Origin of the sequence: Streptomyces sp. NPDC015130, assembly GCF_043080005.1 — a bacterium.
Taxonomy (GTDB): domain Bacteria; phylum Actinomycetota; class Actinomycetes; order Streptomycetales; family Streptomycetaceae; genus Streptomyces.
Window position 1 is genome coordinate 178,522 of sequence record NZ_JBIBVC010000018.1, and the last position, 16,372, is coordinate 194,893.

The 16,372-nt window shown below is 74.7% G+C and carries 13 protein-coding genes; 8 read left to right on the top strand and 5 right to left on the bottom strand.

Features of this window, described 5'->3' with window-relative positions:
* The first annotated feature begins 87 nt into the window (after positions 1 to 87).
* Together ACF08F_RS31010 and ACF08F_RS31015 are read left to right on the top strand one after the other, a co-directional pair.
* Positions 88 to 2,502, top strand: a complete 2,415-nt coding sequence (locus tag ACF08F_RS31010) for a PQQ-binding-like beta-propeller repeat protein (protein ID WP_392301840.1) — start codon at positions 88 to 90, stop codon at positions 2,500 to 2,502.
* Between the two features lie 21 nt (positions 2,503 to 2,523).
* Positions 2,524 to 4,851, top strand: a complete 2,328-nt coding sequence (locus ACF08F_RS31015) for a protein kinase (RefSeq protein ID WP_392301841.1) — start codon at positions 2,524 to 2,526, stop codon at positions 4,849 to 4,851.
* Between the two features lie 16 nt (positions 4,852 to 4,867).
* Here ACF08F_RS31015 and ACF08F_RS31020 read toward each other — a convergent pair whose 3' ends face one another.
* The 3 genes from ACF08F_RS31020 to ACF08F_RS31030 form a co-directional block, all read right to left on the bottom strand.
* Positions 4,868 to 5,665, bottom strand: a complete 798-nt coding sequence (locus ACF08F_RS31020) for an ABC transporter permease (RefSeq protein ID WP_392301858.1) — start codon at positions 5,663 to 5,665, stop codon at positions 4,868 to 4,870.
* A gap of 5 nt (positions 5,666 to 5,670) precedes the next feature.
* A complete protein-coding gene (locus ACF08F_RS31025) occupies positions 5,671 to 6,702 on the bottom strand; it encodes an ATP-binding cassette domain-containing protein (protein WP_392301842.1) in 1,032 nt (343 codons plus the stop codon).
* Positions 6,703 to 6,795: 93 nt separating this feature from the next.
* Positions 6,796 to 9,744 (bottom strand): BTAD domain-containing putative transcriptional regulator, encoded by a 2,949-nt coding sequence (locus ACF08F_RS31030; RefSeq protein WP_392301843.1) that lies wholly within the window; start codon positions 9,742 to 9,744, stop codon positions 6,796 to 6,798.
* 239 nt (positions 9,745 to 9,983) lie between these two features.
* Here ACF08F_RS31030 and ACF08F_RS31035 point away from each other — a divergent pair, with 239 nt between their 5' ends.
* Positions 9,984 to 10,487 carry a helix-turn-helix domain-containing protein gene (locus ACF08F_RS31035; RefSeq protein WP_392301844.1) on the top strand — a complete coding sequence of 168 codons (504 nt, stop codon included), beginning with the start codon at positions 9,984 to 9,986 and terminating at the stop codon, positions 10,485 to 10,487.
* A 223-nt stretch (positions 10,488 to 10,710) separates the two neighbouring features.
* Here ACF08F_RS31035 and ilvA read toward each other — a convergent pair whose 3' ends face one another.
* Positions 10,711 to 11,940 (bottom strand): threonine ammonia-lyase, encoded by a 1,230-nt coding sequence (gene ilvA, locus ACF08F_RS31040; RefSeq protein ID WP_392301845.1) that lies wholly within the window; start codon positions 11,938 to 11,940, stop codon positions 10,711 to 10,713.
* Between the two features lie 160 nt (positions 11,941 to 12,100).
* Here ilvA and ACF08F_RS31045 point away from each other — a divergent pair, with 160 nt between their 5' ends.
* From ACF08F_RS31045 to ACF08F_RS31060, 4 genes are read left to right on the top strand one after another with little or no spacing between them, the layout of a single operon-like run.
* Positions 12,101 to 12,628, top strand: a complete 528-nt coding sequence (locus ACF08F_RS31045; protein ID WP_392301846.1) for a MarR family winged helix-turn-helix transcriptional regulator — start codon at positions 12,101 to 12,103, stop codon at positions 12,626 to 12,628.
* Positions 12,629 to 12,659: 31 nt separating this feature from the next.
* Complete coding sequence (locus tag ACF08F_RS31050; protein WP_392301847.1) at positions 12,660 to 13,154, top strand: sigma factor-like helix-turn-helix DNA-binding protein; 495 nt, start codon at positions 12,660 to 12,662, stop codon at positions 13,152 to 13,154.
* Between the two features lie 19 nt (positions 13,155 to 13,173).
* Positions 13,174 to 13,425: a hypothetical protein gene (locus tag ACF08F_RS31055; protein ID WP_392301848.1), complete on the top strand. Its 252-nt coding sequence runs from the start codon at positions 13,174 to 13,176 to the stop codon at positions 13,423 to 13,425.
* Between the two features lie 47 nt (positions 13,426 to 13,472).
* Complete coding sequence (locus ACF08F_RS31060) at positions 13,473 to 13,664, top strand: DUF1059 domain-containing protein (RefSeq protein ID WP_392301849.1); 192 nt, start codon at positions 13,473 to 13,475, stop codon at positions 13,662 to 13,664.
* Positions 13,665 to 13,881: 217 nt separating this feature from the next.
* Here ACF08F_RS31060 and ACF08F_RS31065 read toward each other — a convergent pair whose 3' ends face one another.
* Positions 13,882 to 15,036 carry a cystathionine gamma-synthase gene (locus tag ACF08F_RS31065; protein ID WP_392301850.1) on the bottom strand — a complete coding sequence of 385 codons (1,155 nt, stop codon included), beginning with the start codon at positions 15,034 to 15,036 and terminating at the stop codon, positions 13,882 to 13,884.
* Positions 15,037 to 15,107: 71 nt separating this feature from the next.
* On the opposite strand from ACF08F_RS31065, the gene ACF08F_RS31070 reads away from it, so the two are divergent.
* The gene (locus ACF08F_RS31070; protein WP_392301851.1) at positions 15,108 to 16,217 is read left to right on the top strand and encodes a hypothetical protein; all 1,110 of its coding nucleotides are present in this window, start codon (positions 15,108 to 15,110) and stop codon (positions 16,215 to 16,217) included.
* The last annotated feature ends 155 nt before the right edge of the window (positions 16,218 to 16,372 follow it).

Below are 16,372 nucleotides of genomic sequence, written 5' to 3' on the forward strand. Positions count from 1 at the left end.
CCTCGGGGGTCCGGCCCTTCGTCCTGCATGCACATGCCCTGCATGCACATGTAATGATGCGGCCCTGACTGTGCGTCATCAGGGGGGATGGGCGAAGTGCTGGGACCGCTGCGCGAAGGCATGCCACGGCAGATCGGACCGTACGAGGTGATGGCCCGGCTCGGGGCCGGCGGCATGGGCGAGGTCTTCCTCGCCCGGGACACCTCGGCGGACGGGATCTTCGTCGCCGTGAAGACCGTCCGGCGCGACGTCGCCGGCGACCCCGCCTTCCGGGACCGCTTCCGGCGCGAGATCCGCGTCGCCCGCCTCGTCTCCAGCACCCACGCCGCCGCGCCCGTCGGCGGCGACGCCGACGCCGCGGTGCCCTGGCTGGCCACCGCTTACGTCCCCGGGCCCAGCCTCTCCCAGGCCGTGCGGCGCGGCGGCGCGCTGCCCGTCGCCACCGTGCGCGCCCTCGGTGCCGGGATCGCCCGCGCCCTCGCCGACCTGCACGGGGCCGGGGTCCTGCACCGGGACCTCAAGCCCGGCAACGTCATGCTCTCCGTCGACGGGCCCCGCCTCATCGACTTCGGCATCGCCCGCAGCAGCACCGCCACCACCATGACCGCCACGGGGGTCATGGTCGGCACGCCCGCCTTCATGTCCCCCGAGCACGTGGCGGGCGCCCGGCGGGTCACGGCCGCCTCCGACGTCTTCTGCCTCGGCTCGCTGCTCTGCTACGCGGCGACCGGCGAGGACCCCTTCGGCGACGGGCCGCTCGCCGCCGTCCTGTACCGGGTCTCGCAGGCCGAGGCCGATCTGAGCCGGGTGCCGGACGAACTGCGCGAGGTCGTCGCCGCCTGCCTGGCCGCCGACCCGGCGGACCGGCCCACGCCGGACGCGCTCGTGGAGCTCCTCGACGAGGGAGCGGGGGCGCGTTTCCCCTGGCCGGAGGGCATACGGGAGCACATCGGCGAGTACGGGACGGAGCTCGCCCAGCTCGTCGCCTCGGGCGGCCCGCTCGTGGAGGCGGCGGCCGCCGCGGGACCGGTCGTCACGCCCGAGGTGCCCGGTCTGCACTCCGTGCCCACGCTGGCGCCGGTGGCGCCGGTGGCTCCCCCCGCTCCCGCGCCGCGCGGACGGCGGGGGCGGGTCCTCGCCGCCGTCCTGGCGCTGGCCGTCGCCGCCTGCGGCCTCGGCACGTACCTGCTGTGGCCCGAGGCCGAGGCGAAGAAGCCGCCGGCCAAGGCCGCGCCGCCCGCCGCACCGCCCGCCGCCGCGCCGCGCATCGCCGGTGTCGACGACCGGGGCCTGTCCGACGCCTCGGGCGTGGTCCCGCAGAACGCGGCCCAGCGCCCCGCGGGCTGGACGCCCTGGAAGGCGAAGCTGACCGCGCCCGCGCACGGCTGCTCCGCCGGCGAGAAGGTGCTGGTCTGCCGCACGACCGACGGGCGCTACGAGGCGCTCGACCCGGCGAGCGGGAAGAAGCTGTGGGAGGCGAAGGTCGACTCGGAGAGCCCCGACGAGTCGTACATGAGCGACCGCGCCGTGTTCTTCGTGGCCCGGGACAGCACCCGGCCCACCGTCCACGACGGGAACGTCGTGCTCGTCACCGGACGGCGGCTCCAGGTGCGGGACGCCCGGACGGGCGCGGTGCGCTGGGAGAAGCCCGCCCTCGGCCCCCAGTTCGTCTGGGACACGCGGCCGCTGGTCGGCGACGGGATCGTCTTCGCCGCCACGGAGGTGGCCGAGGACATCCAGGACGACCAGGTGGCCCTCACCGCCTTCTCGCTTGCCGACGGCAGGCAGCTGTGGACCAAGGGGCTCACCAACGCGGAGATCTCGCAGGCCGAGCGGCGCGCGTACGAGCCTGTGGCCTACGCGAAGGGCGTCGTCTACGCCCTGAGCCAGGGCGGTCTCGTCGCCTACGAGGGAAAGACCGGCACGCTGCTCGGCGAGGCCGACCCGGCCGCCAGGGAGTGCCTCGACCTCAAGGTACTCGGCGGCTCCGGGTACTGCGCGAGCTCGGCCCGGACGCGCAACGCGCCGGTCACCCTGCACGCGCTGGACGCCCGCACGCTCGCCGCCCGGGCATCCGTGCCCGCGCCGCTCAGCACGGTCGCCCCGGCCGTCGTCGGCCCGAACGCCGTCGTCACCTCAGACAAGGGGGTGTCCGTCCTCGACCCGCGCACGGGCCGGACCCTCGCCTCGTACCCGCTGAAGGCTCCGCCCGACGGACTCGCCCACGCCGTGTCCTCGCCGCTGCTCGCCGGTGACCAGGTCGTGTACGCCGACTTCTCCTCGCTCTACACCGTGCGCCTCGGCGCCGACGGGAAGCCCGCCGGGCTGAAGGTCACGCCGGTGCCGGGGGCGCCGGGGCCGCGCGCCGCGGAGAACATGGACCCGGGCTTCGGCGAGGTCGTGTCGAAGCAGGTCCGGGCGCCCGAGGTGCTGCCGGTCGGCGGGATCGCGTACATCGTCTACGACAAGGGGGCCGTGGCCTCCGTCGAGCTTCCCAAGTAACGCTCTGAGAGGACCTGTTCGGTGTTGAAGGCGCTCCCTTCCGGCCGGCCCCCGAAGCTCGTCGGCCCCTACCGGCTGCTCGCCCGGCTCGGCGCGGGCGGCATGGGCGAGGTCCACCTCGCCTGCCGGACCGACGAGCCGACGGCCGATCCGTACCGGATGGTCGCCGTGAAGACCGTCCGGGAGGACCTGGAGGTCGACGGGGACTTCCGGACCCGCTTCCGGCGGGAGATCGCGGCGGCGCGGACCGTGGACGGGCCGGGCGTGGCGCGGCTCGTGGACGCCGACGCCGACGCGCCCTCGCCGTGGCTGGCGACGGAGTACGTGCCGGGGCCCTCCCTCGCCGAGGCCGTCGTCCAGGCCGGGGCGCTGCCCGTCGCGGCCGTGCGTGCCCTCGGAATCGCGCTCGCCACGGCCCTCGCGGACGTGCACCGGCTGAAGGTGCTGCACCGGGACCTCAAGCCCGCGAACGTCCTGCTCGGCGCCGCCGGGCCGAAGCTGATCGACTTCGGCATCGCGCAGGCCTTCGAGGCGACGGCGCTGACCTCGACCGGGCTCGTCGTGGGCTCGCCGGGGTTCATGTCGCCGGAGCACGTGGCCGGCAGCAGGTCGGTCGTGCCCGCCTCGGACGTCTTCTGCCTGGGCGCGGTGCTCGCGTTCGCGGCGAGCGGCCGGGGCCCGTTCCACGACGACGAGATGGCGGCCGTGATCTTCCGGATCAGCCGGGCCGACGCCGAACTGTCCGGAGTGCCGGAGGAGTTGCGGCCGACGATCGAACGCTGTCTGCGGCTCGATCCGGGAGAGCGGCCGTCCGCGGCGGAGTTGGCGGAACTCCTGGGCGGTGGGGAGGCCGCGCCGGAGGTCTTTCCGTGGCCTGGCGGGGTGCTGTCGCTGCTCGCCGAGTACGGGGAGGCGGCGCGGACGATCGGTGAGGCGGCGGCCTCGGGGACGGGCGTGGCGGACCTGCCGACGCTCGGGCCCGTGGTGCCGTACTCCCCCACGGCCGTGCCGGACCGGCCGGCGGCCCCGGCGGCTCCGGCGCCCGCGGAGCGGAAGCGGCGCACGCGGGGCGCGCTGGTCGCGGGCGTGGTGGCGGTGGCGGTCCTCGCGGCGGTGGGCGTCGTGCTCGCGCGGCAGACGGACGGACCGGGAGGGACGGGAGAGGCCGCGGGGCCGAGCACGAGCAGGTCGGCGGCACCGACCGCATCCGGGAATCCGGCGCCGCAGACCCTGAGCCAGGTCGTCCTGCCGTACGGCGGCGCGGGGCACACCAACGACTTCGGCACGGCGGCGACGAGCCGCTCGCACCGCCCGGCGGGCTGGTCGCCCTGGACCGCGCGCACCGACGCGACCGACGGCGCCTGCTCCCTCTCCCCGAAGGTGCTGGTCTGCGCGGGCACGGGAGGCGCGCTCGTGGGGCTGAACGCGGCGGACGGGCGCGAGCTCTGGTCGGTCCCGGCGCGCACGAACGCGGACGGGCTGCGGGCGAGCGCCCAGTACCCGGCGATCGTCGGGGACCGGGTGTACGTGACCGGGGCCGAAGGCGTCGTCGCGTACGGCCTCCAGGACGGCGGGAAGCGGGGGACGGTCGCCGGGCCCGGGGCCGACTGGGCGGTGAAGGGGAGCGACTTCACGGACGGCGTGCTCTACACGACCTACATCAACCTGTGGGAGGGGAAGCAGGCCGGGCTGGTGACGGCGGTGCGGCTCGGCGGCGAGGGGAAGCAGGTGGGCCGCGAGCTGTGGCGGAGCCCGCTGGACGCCCTGCCGGAGCAGCCGGTGGCGGCGAACGGAAAGGTGTACGTGCCGCTCGGGGTCGTGCCGGTGGCGCTGGACGCGGCGACCGGCGAGGAGACGGCGCGCGGGCCGGAGGGCTGCCAGCGGTTCACCGTCCACGAGAAGAGCGGGAGTCTGCTCTGCCTGGACACCCGGAGCGGTGTGACCGTGCTCGACGGGACGACCCTGCGGGTCGTGCGGTCCTTCGGTACGGGGGTGACGGCCGGTCCCGCCGTGAACGCGGACGGACTGGTCGCGGTGGTGAGCAACCAGCGGGTGGTCACGTACGACCTGGCCAGTGGCCGGGAGCGGTGGAGTGCCCAGGCGCCCGTCTGGCAGGACGCCCAGGCACTCGTGTACTTCGCGGGCGACCGGGTCGTCACGGTGGCGAAGGACGCGGTCCTCTCCTATCCGCAGGACGGTCCGGCCTCGTCGAACGACGTCAAGGACTTCAGGCCCAACCTGCCCGACGGCTTCGACGCCGCCCGGGCCGTCGGGGACGCCCTGCTGGCCGGCGGTGCGGCCTTCCTGGCCTTCCCCGACGGCCTTGTCCTCTCCGGCTATCTGCCGTGACCGGTGGCGGGTGCCGTCAGCCGTCGGCGCGGCGGTACTTGCGGACCGACAGGGTGCGGAAGATCGCGACGATCAGGACCGAGTAGATCAGCGACGCCCACACCGGGTACTGCATCGGCCACGCGTCGGACGGTGAGACGCCCGGGTCGCCGAAGAGGGTGCGGCAGGCCTGGACGGTGGCGCTGAAGGGGTTCCACTCGGCGATGGGCTGGAGCCAGGACGGCATCTGGCTGGAGTCCACGAAGGCGTTCGAGATGAACGTGACCGGGAAGAGCCAGATCAGGCCGCCGGACGTCGCCGCCTCCGGGGTGCGGACCGAGAGGCCGATGAGGGCGCCGATCCAGGTGAAGGCGTAGCCGAGGAGGAGCAGCAGGCCGAAGCCGGCCATCACCTTGCCGAAGTTGGTCGGCTCCGCGTAGCCCGGGCGCCAGCCGATGATCAGCGCGACGATCGCGAGGACCAGGAGCGTCAGCGCCGTCTGGACGAGGTCGGCGAGGGTGCGGCCGGTGAGGACCGCGCCGCGTGCCATCGGCAGGGAGCGGAAGCGGTCGATGAGGCCCTTGTGCATGTCGTCCGCGATGCCGGCGCCCGCGCCGGCCGTGGCGAAGGTGACGGTCTGGGCGAAGATGCCGGCCATCAGGAAGTTCTTGTAGACGTCCGGGTCGGTGCTCCCGCCGATGCTCATCGAGCCGCCGAAGACGTACGTGAAGAGGATCACGAACATCACCGGCTGGATCAGCCCGAAGAGGATCATCTCGGGGATCCTGGTCATGCGGATGAGGTTCCGCTTGGCGATGACCAGGGAGTCGTTCATCGTGCTCACTGGGCCGTCTCCTTCGTCTGCCGGCGGCCGCGGCCGTCCGCCGCGGGCGGGCCGCCGTTCTCCTCCTCCGTGAGCGCGGCCGCGTGGCCGGTCAGGGAGATGAAGACGTCGTCGAGGGTGGGGCGGCGCAGGCCGATGTCGTCGATCTCGACGCCGACCGCGTCCAGGTCGCGGATGACCTCGGCGAGCAGCTTGGCGCCGCCGGAGACGGGGACGGTGAGCTTGCGGGTGTGGTCCTCCACGGAGACCTCGTCCCGGCCCCGGCCCGCGATGCCGTAGCGGCCGAGGACGTCACGGGCGCCCGCGATCATCTCCGGTTCGTGGACGACGACCTCGACGCGCTCGCCGCCCGTCTGGGCCTTGAGCTGGTCGGAGGTGCCGCGCGCGATGACCTTGCCCTGGTCGACGACGCAGATGTCGTGGGCGAGGTGGTCGGCCTCCTCCAGGTACTGGGTGGTGAGGAGCAGGGTCGTACCCCCCGCGACGAGCTCCTTGATGACCCCCCACAGCGCCTGCCGGTTCCGCGGGTCGAGGCCGGTGGTCGGCTCGTCCATGAACATGACCGGCGGGGAGACCACCAGGGCCGCCGCCAGGTCGAGGCGCCTGCGCATGCCGCCGGAGTACGTCTTCGCCGGGCGGTCGGCCGCGTCCGCGAGCAGGAACCGTTCGAGCAGCTCGTCGGCCCGGACCTTCGCCGCCTTCGCCTTCAGCTGGTAGAGCTGCCCGACCATCTGGAGGTTCTCGCGGCCCGTGAGGTACTCGTCGACCGCGGCGAACTGGCCGGAGAGACCGATCGAGCGGCGGACCTCCTCGGGGTTCTTGAGGACGTCGACCCCGGCGACGACGGCCCTGCCGCTGTCGGGCTGGAGCAGCGTCGTCAGGACGCGCACGGTGGTGGTCTTCCCGGCGCCGTTCGGGCCGAGGAGGCCCAGGACCGTGCCTTCGGGTACGTCGAGGTCGACGCCGTCCAGAGCTCGTACGTCACCGAAGGTCTTCACCAGACCCTCGGCGTAGATCGCGCCTGGCATGTGGGTTCTCCCAGGGAGATTCGGGCGTTTCCTACCGATCCTAGGTTTGCGGGGACGCCGTCGCCCAGTGAATTTGTGATTCGCGCCACACGATCATGGGTTCGGGTGGGCCGCCAGGCGCTTGCGGAGCTCGACGGTGCGGCCCTGGTCGCCGAGGCGTTCCATCCAGTGGACCGCCTTCTCCCAGCACACCTCGGCCTCCGCCAGGTCGCCCAGGTCGGCGAGGGCGTCGCCGAGGCCCGTGAGCGAGACGGCCTCGCTGTGGTGGTCCCCGCCCAGGCGCTGGAGGGCGAGCGCGCGCCGGTAGGCCTCGACCGCCTCGGCCGGGCGGTCGGCGCAGCGCAGGACGTCGCCCCGCACCCGCAGGCCGATGGAGAGGCTGACGCGGTCGCGCGTCGCGCGCTGGATCTCCTCCGCCCGGTCGAGGACGAGGAGCGCCGCGTCGTGGCGGCCGAGGTGGGCCAGCGCGTCCGCCATGTTGTTCAGCGTGGCGCAGCTGTCCGGCTCCCACAGGAGGGACTGCTGGTAGTGGTGGAGGGCGGACTCGTGGTCGCCGAGGTGGGTGAAGCTGGTGCCCAGGTTGTTGAGGACGGAGGAGAGCTCGGCGGCCCGGCCCGGCTCGCCGCCGTGGAGGTCCAGCGCCCGGCGGTAGTACGTGATCGCCTCGGCGGGGCGGCCGGACTGCACCATGTGGTTCCCGAGGCCGTTCAGCATCCAGGCCTCGGCCCGCTCGTCCCCGGCGGCCCTGGCCGCCGCGAGGCCGACGGTGTGCGTGCTCAGCCAGTCGTCGGAGCGGCCGAGCCTGACGTACGCCCACAGGGAGGCGGCCAGCTTCCACGCCTGGGCGTGCAGGCCGCTCTCGTGGGCCAGGCTCACGGCGGCGACCAGCAGGTCCCGCTCCCGCTCGTACCAGCCGTGCGCCTCGTCGTAGTCGGCGAAGGAGACGGGGCGCCCCGGAGCGGGGTCCAGGGGGACGCGCCGGCCGACGGGCGCCACCCGGGCGGTGGCCGCGTCGGCACCGCGCAGGCACCAGTCGACGAGGCGCTCGACGGCCCGCGCGCGCTCGGCCTCGGAGTCCGTCTCCTCGGCCAGCTCCCTGGCGAGCTCCCGGAGCAGACAGTGGAACTGGTAGCGGCCCGGCGCCGGGGACTCCAGGAGGTGGCCGTCGACCAGCGCCTCCAGCCAGTCCTCGACGGACCGCTCGTCGCAGTCGAGGAGCGCCGCCGCGGAGGCGGTGCCGAACGCCCCGCTCGGCGCGAGGCCGAGGAGCCGGAACGCCCGCGCGGGGCCGCTGTGCCCGCCGGACTCCTGGAGGAGGAGTTCGTAGCTCATCTGGAGCGCGGTGCGGACGTGGAGGTCGTCGGCGTACAGCTCCCGCAGGACGCGGCCGTGGCTGGTGAGCCGGTGCGCCAGGTCCCGTACCGACCAGGCGGGGCGCGCGGCGAGCCGGGAACCGGCGAGGCGCAGCGCCAGGGGCATGCCGCCGCAGGCGCGCAGCACCTCCGCCGTCGCGTCCGGCTGGGCCGCGACCCGGTCCTCGCCGACGATCGACGCGAGGAGCCGGTGGGCCGCGTCGTCGGGCAGGGCGCCGAGGTCGATGCGTACGCCGGGGAAGCTGACCAGTCTGCGGCGGCTGGTCACCAGGACGGCGCTGCCGGCGGCGCCCGGCAGCAGCGGGCGTATCTGGGCCGCGTCGCCCGCGTCGTCCAGGAGGATCAGCATCCGGCGGCGGGCGATCAGGCTGCGGAAGAGCGCGCTGCGGGCCTGGAGTCCGCACGGCACCTCCTCCGGGGCCACGCCGAGCGTACGGAGCAGCAGGCCGAGCGCGCTCTCGGGAGACAGGGGCATCGCCGTCATGCCGCCGAGGTCGAGGAAGATCTGGCCGTCGGGGAAACGCTCGCGGATCTGGTGCGCCGCCCGGACCATCAGGGTCGTCTTGCCCATGCCGCCGCTGCCGGAGACCCGGTGGACGAGGACCGTCGCCCCGTCGGGGCGGTCGGCGGCGGCCAGCTCTCCGACGATGCGGTCCAGCTCCTGCTCCCTGCCGGTGAAGTCGGCGGGTGAGGCGGGGAGTTGGTGCGGGACGGGGTGGGGGGTGAGGGCGGTTGCCGGGTGGGGGCCGGGGGCGGTTGCCGGGTGGGGGCCGGGGTGAGGGCCGGGGTGGGTTTCGGGGGCTGCGGGCGTCGGGTCCGTGGAGGGCGTGAGCAGCGGGTCGGGGTCGGGGCGGGACGGGGCTGCGGCGGGCGTACGGGGGGTCGTCGTGGTCCGGGGCGCCGTGAGCGCGGGGTCGAGCGTCAGGATGCGGCGGTGCAGTTCGACGAGCCCCGGCTCGGGGTCGACGCCCAGTTCCCTGCGGATGGTCCGGCGGGCGGTGTCGTACGCGAGGAGGGCGTCGGCCTGCCGGCCGCTGCGGTGGAGGGCCAGCATCAGCTGGCCGACGAAGGTCTCGCGCAGCGGGTGGGCCGCGACCAGCTCGGCGAGTTCGGCGGCGATGCCCTGGTGTCTGCCCAGGTGCAGATCGGCCTCGTAACCCCACTCCAGCACCTGGAGCCTGGCCTCCTCCACGCGCCGCACGAACGGTTCCCGCTCGGTGTCGGGCAGGGGTACGTCGGAGAGCGGCGCGCCCCGCCACAGGGCGAGCGCCTCGCAGGTCAGCGCCTCGACCTCCGCCCAGTCCTCGGCGAGGCGCGCCGTCCGCGCCCGGCAGAGGTACCGGTCGAAGCGGGTGACGTCCAGCTCGTCGTCCCGGACGCGCAGCCGGAAGCCGGCCGGGGTGACCTGGATGCGGTCGCCGCCCTCGTCCAGGTCGCGGCGGAGACGGGCGACGTGGTTGTGGAGCGAGGCGCGCGCGGTGGCCGGAACGGACTCTCCCCAGATCGCGGCCTTCACGGTGTCCCAGGACACCGTCGCGTCGCCCCGCAGCAGCAGCACGGCCAGCAGGGCGCGCGCCTTCGGCGTCCCGATCTGCCGGGGCGTGCCCTCGGCGTCCTCCACGACGAACGAACCCAACAGCCCGAAACGCACGGCGAACCATCCCCCCATGGCCGTTCACCAGCCGCCAGGGTGGTGATCCGACGAACGCATCGTAGGCACGGGCGGGTTGATTCGTGAGGGGGTTTCCGCATGGTGGGCGCGTCGCCGTCCCGGGACGCGGGAGGTCCCGGGACGACCGCTTCCGGCCACCGTCCCGCTCCCCCGTTGGCGCTCCGTTGGCGGGCCGTTGGACCCGCGGGCGAGGCTGTGGCTCCAGGCGAGAAGGACGACTGATCGGGGGATCGGGGATGGCTGCGAACGGTGGCCGGGGATGCGCGGGCTGCGAGGCGGCGCCCTGGGCGGAGCTGACGGCCGAGATGCGGCGGATCAAGTGCGCCGCGGAGCTCAGCTACGGCAAGCTCGCGCAGCGCACGCACTACAGCCGTTCCTCCTGGGAACGGTTCCTGAACCAGAAGCAGTTGCCCTCCCGGATCGCGGTCGAGCAGTTCGCGGCGGCGGCCGGGCTGGACCCCCGGCCGCTCCTCGTACGCCTGGAGCACTCGCTCGCGCACGAGGTGGCCGGGCGCGGGGCCGGCGGGGCGGCCGGGCGCGCGGGGGCCGTGGGGGCCGCCGGGGCCGCCGGGGACCCGGAGGGTGTCGCGTCCGCCCCGTACGCCGTCGCGGCGGCCCGCCGGCGGTCTCCCGGCCGGGCGGAGGCCGTCCGGACGGGGGGCCTGGTCGTGGCGGGCGCGCTGCTCGGCGGCCTGGCTGCGGAGCTCACCCGCGCGGCCCGGCTCCACCGCCCGGGCTGAACCCCGCCAGGCGGACCGGCACCACCGCCCGGGCTGAACCCCACCGGGCGGACCGGCACCACCACCCGGGCTGAACCCCGCCAGGCGGACCGGCACCACCGCCCGGGCTGAACCCCGCCAGGCGGACCGGCACCACCGCCCGGGCTGAACCCCACCGGGCGGACCGGCACCACCGCCCGGCGGCCGGTCCCCGTCGCGCGGACCGGCCGCCGGGCCGGACGGGTCAGCCGAGGACCGTGTAGCCCGCGTCCCGCAGGGCCTCCGCGACCTCGCGGCAGTGCTCCGGGCCCTTCGTCTCCAGGTGCAGCTCGACCTCCGCCTCCGTCAGGCCGAGGCGCGGGTCCGTCCGCACGTGGATCACGTCGAGGACGTTCGCGTCGACCACCGTGAGGACCGCGAGCAGGGTCGCGAGGGCCCCCGGCCGGTCCGTCACCCGCAGCCGCAGGCTCAGGTAGCGGCCCCCGGCGGCCATGCCGTGCCGCAGGATCCGCTGGAGGAGCAGCGGATCGACGTTCCCGCCGGACAGGACCGCGACCACGGGCCCCTGGAAGGCCTTCGGGTCGGCGAGGAGCGCGGCCACCGGGCTGGCGCCGGCCGGTTCGACGACCAGTTTGGCCCGCTCCAGGCAGAGCAGCAGCGCCGAGGACAGGTCGTCCTCGGAGACGGTGCGGACCTCGTCCACGTACTCCCGGACCAGCGCGAACGGCACGTCGCCGGGGCGTCCCACCTTGATCCCGTCGGCCATCGTCACCGGCGCCTCGATCACCACCGGGTGCCCGGCGGCCAGCGACGGCGGGTACGCGGCGGCGCCCTCCGCCTGCACGCCGATCACCTTCACGTCCGGGCGCAGCCACTTCACCGCGAGCCCCACGCCGGCCGCGAGGCCGCCGCCGCCGACGCCCACGAGGATCGTCCGGACCTCCGGGCACTGCTCCAGGATCTCCAGGCCGACCGTGCCCTGTCCCGCGATGATGTCGGGGTGGTCGAAGGGGTGGATGAAGACCGCGCCCGTCTCCCGGGCGTACTCCTCCGCCGCCGCCAGCGTCTCGTCGACGACATGGCCGTGCAGCCGGACGTCGGCGCCGTACTCCCGGGTGGCCGCGACCTTCGGCAGCGGGGCGCCGACCGGCATGAAGACCGTCGCCTGGACGCCGAGCAGTTTCGAGGCGAGCGCGACGCCCTGCGCGTGGTTGCCCGCCGAGGCGGCCACGACCCCGGCGGCCCGCTCCTCGGGCCGCAGGCCGGCGATCCGCACGTACGCCCCGCGCAGCTTGAAGGAACCGGTCCGCTGGAGGTTCTCGCACTTGAAGTGGACGGGTGCCCCCACCAGCGACGACAGGTGGCGGCTGCCCTCCATCGCGGTCACCCGCGCGACCCCGGACAGCATCTTCTGCGCCCCGCGCACATCGTCCAGCATGAGGTGGTGCAAGGGGTCTCGCGTACGGAAGCTCATGACAGCAAGTCTCGCAGCTCACCGCCCTCGTGGCCGCCCGACAGTCCCCAGGTGGACGGGTGCCGGATCGGGTTTGCGCAGCCCCGGTACGGACCCCCTCGGGTCCGCGTACTCTGTCCCCCACCGACCGACCACCCCCGCACGAGAGAGACCCACAGCCATGCCCACATCTCAGGACATGACGACTGAGCTCGACCCCGGTCTCCTCGACGCCCTCCAGCACCAGGTGGCCGTCTTCGCCCGCCGGGCCGAGCAGACCCGCCTCGGCGGCACGGGGCAGCTCCGCAACTCGATGGACCGGGCCGCCTACCTGCTCCTCAACCGGCTGGACCAGGAAGGGCCGATGGGCGTCAAGGCGCTCGCGGCGGGGATGGGCATCGACTCGTCCACGGTCACCCGGCAGGTCGCCCCGCTCGTCGACACCGGCCTGGTCAAGCGCACCTCGCACCCGGAGGACGGGCGCGCGGTCGTGCTCCAGCTGTCGCCGCGCGGCCTCGCCCGCCTGGAGGAGGTCCGCTCCTCGCGCCGCCAGCTGATGGTGGAGGTCACGGAGGGCTGGACGCAGGCCGAGCGCGAGTCCTTCTGCACCTTGCTGACGCGCTTCAACACCGCCCTGTCCGCACGGCAGTCGGCCCATTCGGGGCACGGCTCGGGCGGTGCGGGGACGGAGTCCGCGCCGACCTCTTGACCCCGGCCTCCCGCTGCCCTCCCATGAGGGGGTGCGAGAGCATCGGAGCGGCCCCGGCGAGCGGACGAGCCGTCGTCCGCGCAGCGAACAGGCGCACCGAACGCGGGAGTTCGAGGCGTTCGTGGCCGGGGCGGCGGGCCGGCTGCTGCATTCCGCGACCCTGCTGACCGCCGAGTCCCGCACCGCCAACCCGCACGCCAGGGCCCTGCTGGCCGCCGCCCTCGCGCACACGTACGCGGTGTGGGGGCGGCTGCGCGACGAGGACCCGTACGATCTCGCCCGCCGCGACCTGGCCGCCCGCTTCGCCCGCTCCGCGTGGCGGCACCACGGCGGCCGGGGACCGCTGGCGGCGCTCTCCCCGCAGGAACGGCTCGTGGTCGTGCTCCGGCTGTACGAGGGCGTGGCCGAGGAGCAGGTCGCGGCGCTGCTCGGGCTCTCGGAGGCGCGCGTCCGCGCGGTCTGCGCGCGCTCGGTGGCCGTGCTCCGGGCGGCGGCGCGCGATCCCGGGCGGGGGGCCGCCGCGTGAGCCGTCGGGAGGCCGCCGCGTGAGCCGGCACGAGGACAAGGAGGCGGCGGTCCGGCGGATGCTGGACACCCCGCACCCGCCGGTCCCGGCCGACCTCGCCGTACGGGCCGTGGAGCGCGGGTCGCGGCGGGCCCGCAGGGACCGGACGGTGCGCCGGGTGCTGTGGGGGCTGTTCGTCGTCGCCGCGTTCGCGTTCGTGGTGTGGGCGTCGGTGGAGCGGCCGTGGGAGGTCCCGCCGGCGGAGACGACGCCACCGCTCGAAGGGTGGTGAAGTCGGGCCGCGCCTAGCCTGGAGGAGGGGGCCGACGGGAGGTCGCCATGGCCAGGAAAGCAACGGACTGCCGGGACACCCCGAGCGTCTCCGGATGCTCGCTCTACATCTCGGGCGAGGAGGAGGAGGTCGTTCGGGCCGCCGTGGAGCACATGGTCTCCGTGCACGAGCACACGGACACCCCGGAGCTCCGCGCGGAGGTGCGGGCCGAGCTGAAGGACGCGCTGCCCGGGACCTGAGCGGCGGAGGGCCCGGTCGCCGCCCACGGGGCCGGCGGCCGGGCCCTCCGTGCCGTGGGGACTAGGACCTGTCCGAAGGGCGGGCCCGACGGCGTCTGGTGCGTGCGATCGCAAGGCGGAGGGTCGCCCCGATACTGGATGTATCGGGGCGATCCCGACAACGCGGCGAGCGTGCGTGCCAGGCGCCGTCGGGCAGGCGGGACTTTCGCAACCCGCCCTAGCCCAGGGCCTGGCGGAGGTCCGCGAGGAGGTCCTCGACGTTCTCGATGCCCACGGAGAGCCGGACCAGGTCGGCCGGGACCTCCAGGGCGGAGCCCGCGACGCTCGCGTGCGTCATGCGGCCCGGGTGCTCGATGAGCGACTCGACGCCGCCGAGCGACTCACCGAGCGTGAACAGCTGGGCGCGGTTGCAGACCTCGACCGCCGCCTCCTCGCCGCCCTCGACGCGGAAGGAGATCATGCCGCCGAAGGAGCGCATCTGCTTGGCCGCGACCTCGTGGCCCGGGTGCTCGGGCAGACCCGGGTAGAGGACCTGGGTGACCTTGGGGTGCTGGGTCAGCATCTCGACGATCTTCGCCGCGTTCTCGCTGTGCCGGTCCATGCGCACCGCGAGCGTCTTGATGCCGCGCAGCACGATCCACGAGTCGAAGGGCCCGGCGACGGCGCCCATCGCGTTCTGGTGGTACGCGAGCTCCTCGCCGAGCGCCTCGTCGGCCGTCACGAGCGCGCCGCCGACGACGTCCGAGTGACCGCCCATGTACTTGGTGAGCGAGTGCACGACGACGTCCGCGCCGAGCGCCAGCGGCTGCTGGAGGTAGGGCGAGGCGAAGGTGTTGTCGACGACGAGCTTGACGCCGGCCTGGCGGGCGACGCCGGCGACGGCCTCGATGTCGGTGATGCCGAGGAGCGGGTTCGAGGGGGTCTCGACCCAGATCAGCTTCGTGCGGTCGTTGACGGCGTCCCGCACGGAGTCGATGTCCGAGGTGTTCGCCACGGAGAAGTCGACGCCCCAGCGCTGCACGACCTTGGCGAAGAGCCGGAAGGTGCCGCCGTAGGCGTCGTTCGGGATGACGACGTGGTCGCCGGGGGCGAGGAGGGTGCGCAGCAGGCAGTCCTCGGCCGCGAGCCCGGAGGCGAAGGCGAGGCCGCGCCGGCCGCCCTCCAGGGCCGCCAGGTTCTCCTCCAGGGCGGTACGGGTCGGGTTCGCGCTGCGGCTGTACTCGTATCCGCCGCGCAGCCCGCCCACGCCGTCCTGCTTGTAGGTGGACACCTGGTAGATGGGCGGGACGACCGCGCCGGTCAGCGGGTCGGCGGTGTTGCCCGCGTGGATCGCGCGGGTCTCGAAGCTCTGGTGGGAGTGCTGGTCGCTCATGGTCAGGAGCGTAGTGCCGAGTGACCCCCGGCGCTTCGTTCGTCTCACCGGGTGTCCTGGACAATGGACACATGGAGATTCTCTGGTTCCTGATCGCGATCGTGCTGCTGGTCAGCATCCTCGGCCCCTATCTGCGGCGCCGCCGGGGTGGTGTCGGGATCCGTCAGGTCGCGCCGGGGGCGCCGGACGCGGCGGACCCGGAGGCGTACGGCTTCGTGCGCCAGGAGGAGCTGGACGTGCGGCTGCCCGGCGCCGACGACGATCTGCTCCACGTCCTCGACGTCGTCCAGGCCACCCAGGAGTGGCGGGCGGCCTCGCGGCTGCTGGCCGAGACCGACAAGGACGGCGAGGTGCGCTGGCAGCGCGTCCAGGCCTTCGCCGGCGCGGCCTCGCTGGAGCTCCAGGAGAGGCCCGGGGTGGGCGGGGCGTGGCTGCGGGCCTGGCGGGCGGACGCGCCGAAGGACCCGGGCGCGGCGGCCGTGCACGCGGAGTTCCTGGTGCAGCAGGCGTGGCGTTCCTCGTCGGCGGGGTCCGACGACTTCCGGATCATCCTGGAGGAGGCGCTGAAGGTCACCGAGGAGGCGGCGCTGCTCGCACCCGGCGACCCCGTCCCGTACATCACGCAGCTGGCCGTGGCCCGGGGCCTCGGCTACAGCCACGAGCAGTTCGACCAGGTGTGGGCGAAGGTCATCGACCGGGCCCCGCAGCACATGGGGGCGCACCTGGCGGCCCTGCACTACTGGTGCGAGAAGTGGCACGGGTCGCGCGAGGAGGCCGACCACTTCGCGACGACGGCCGCGGCGCGCGCCCCGCGGGGGTCGCTGCTGGCGGCGCTGCCGCTGTTCGCGGTGTACGAGCACGTGCCGGAGGTGGTGCTCGTACAGGACTTCTTCCGTACGGCCGTGGTGTCCAAGGCGACGGAGGGCGCGCTGTACGCGGTGCACTCGGCGCGGCGCGACGACCCGATGCTCGCGCACGTCCGGCACCTGCTCGTCTGGTTCCTGGTGCGCGGCGAGCGCTGGTCGGAGGCCATGCACCAGCTGGTGCACATCGACGGGCACGTGGGCGCGGTGCCGTGGACGCTGAGCGGTGACCCGGCGGCGGAGTACACGGTCTTCCGGAACCTGGCGGTGGCGGGGTACGAGGCGAACGGCGGCAGCCCGGTGACGCTGCCGCGCTGAGGCGGGACGGACCACGGCGGGAGGGGGGGGGGGGGGGGGCCCCCCCCCCCCCCCCCGCGGGGGGGGGGGGCGCCCCCCCCGGGGGGGGGGCGCCGGGGCGCCCCCCCCCCCCCCCCCCCCCCCCCCCCCCCCCCCCCCCGCCGCCCCCCCCCCGG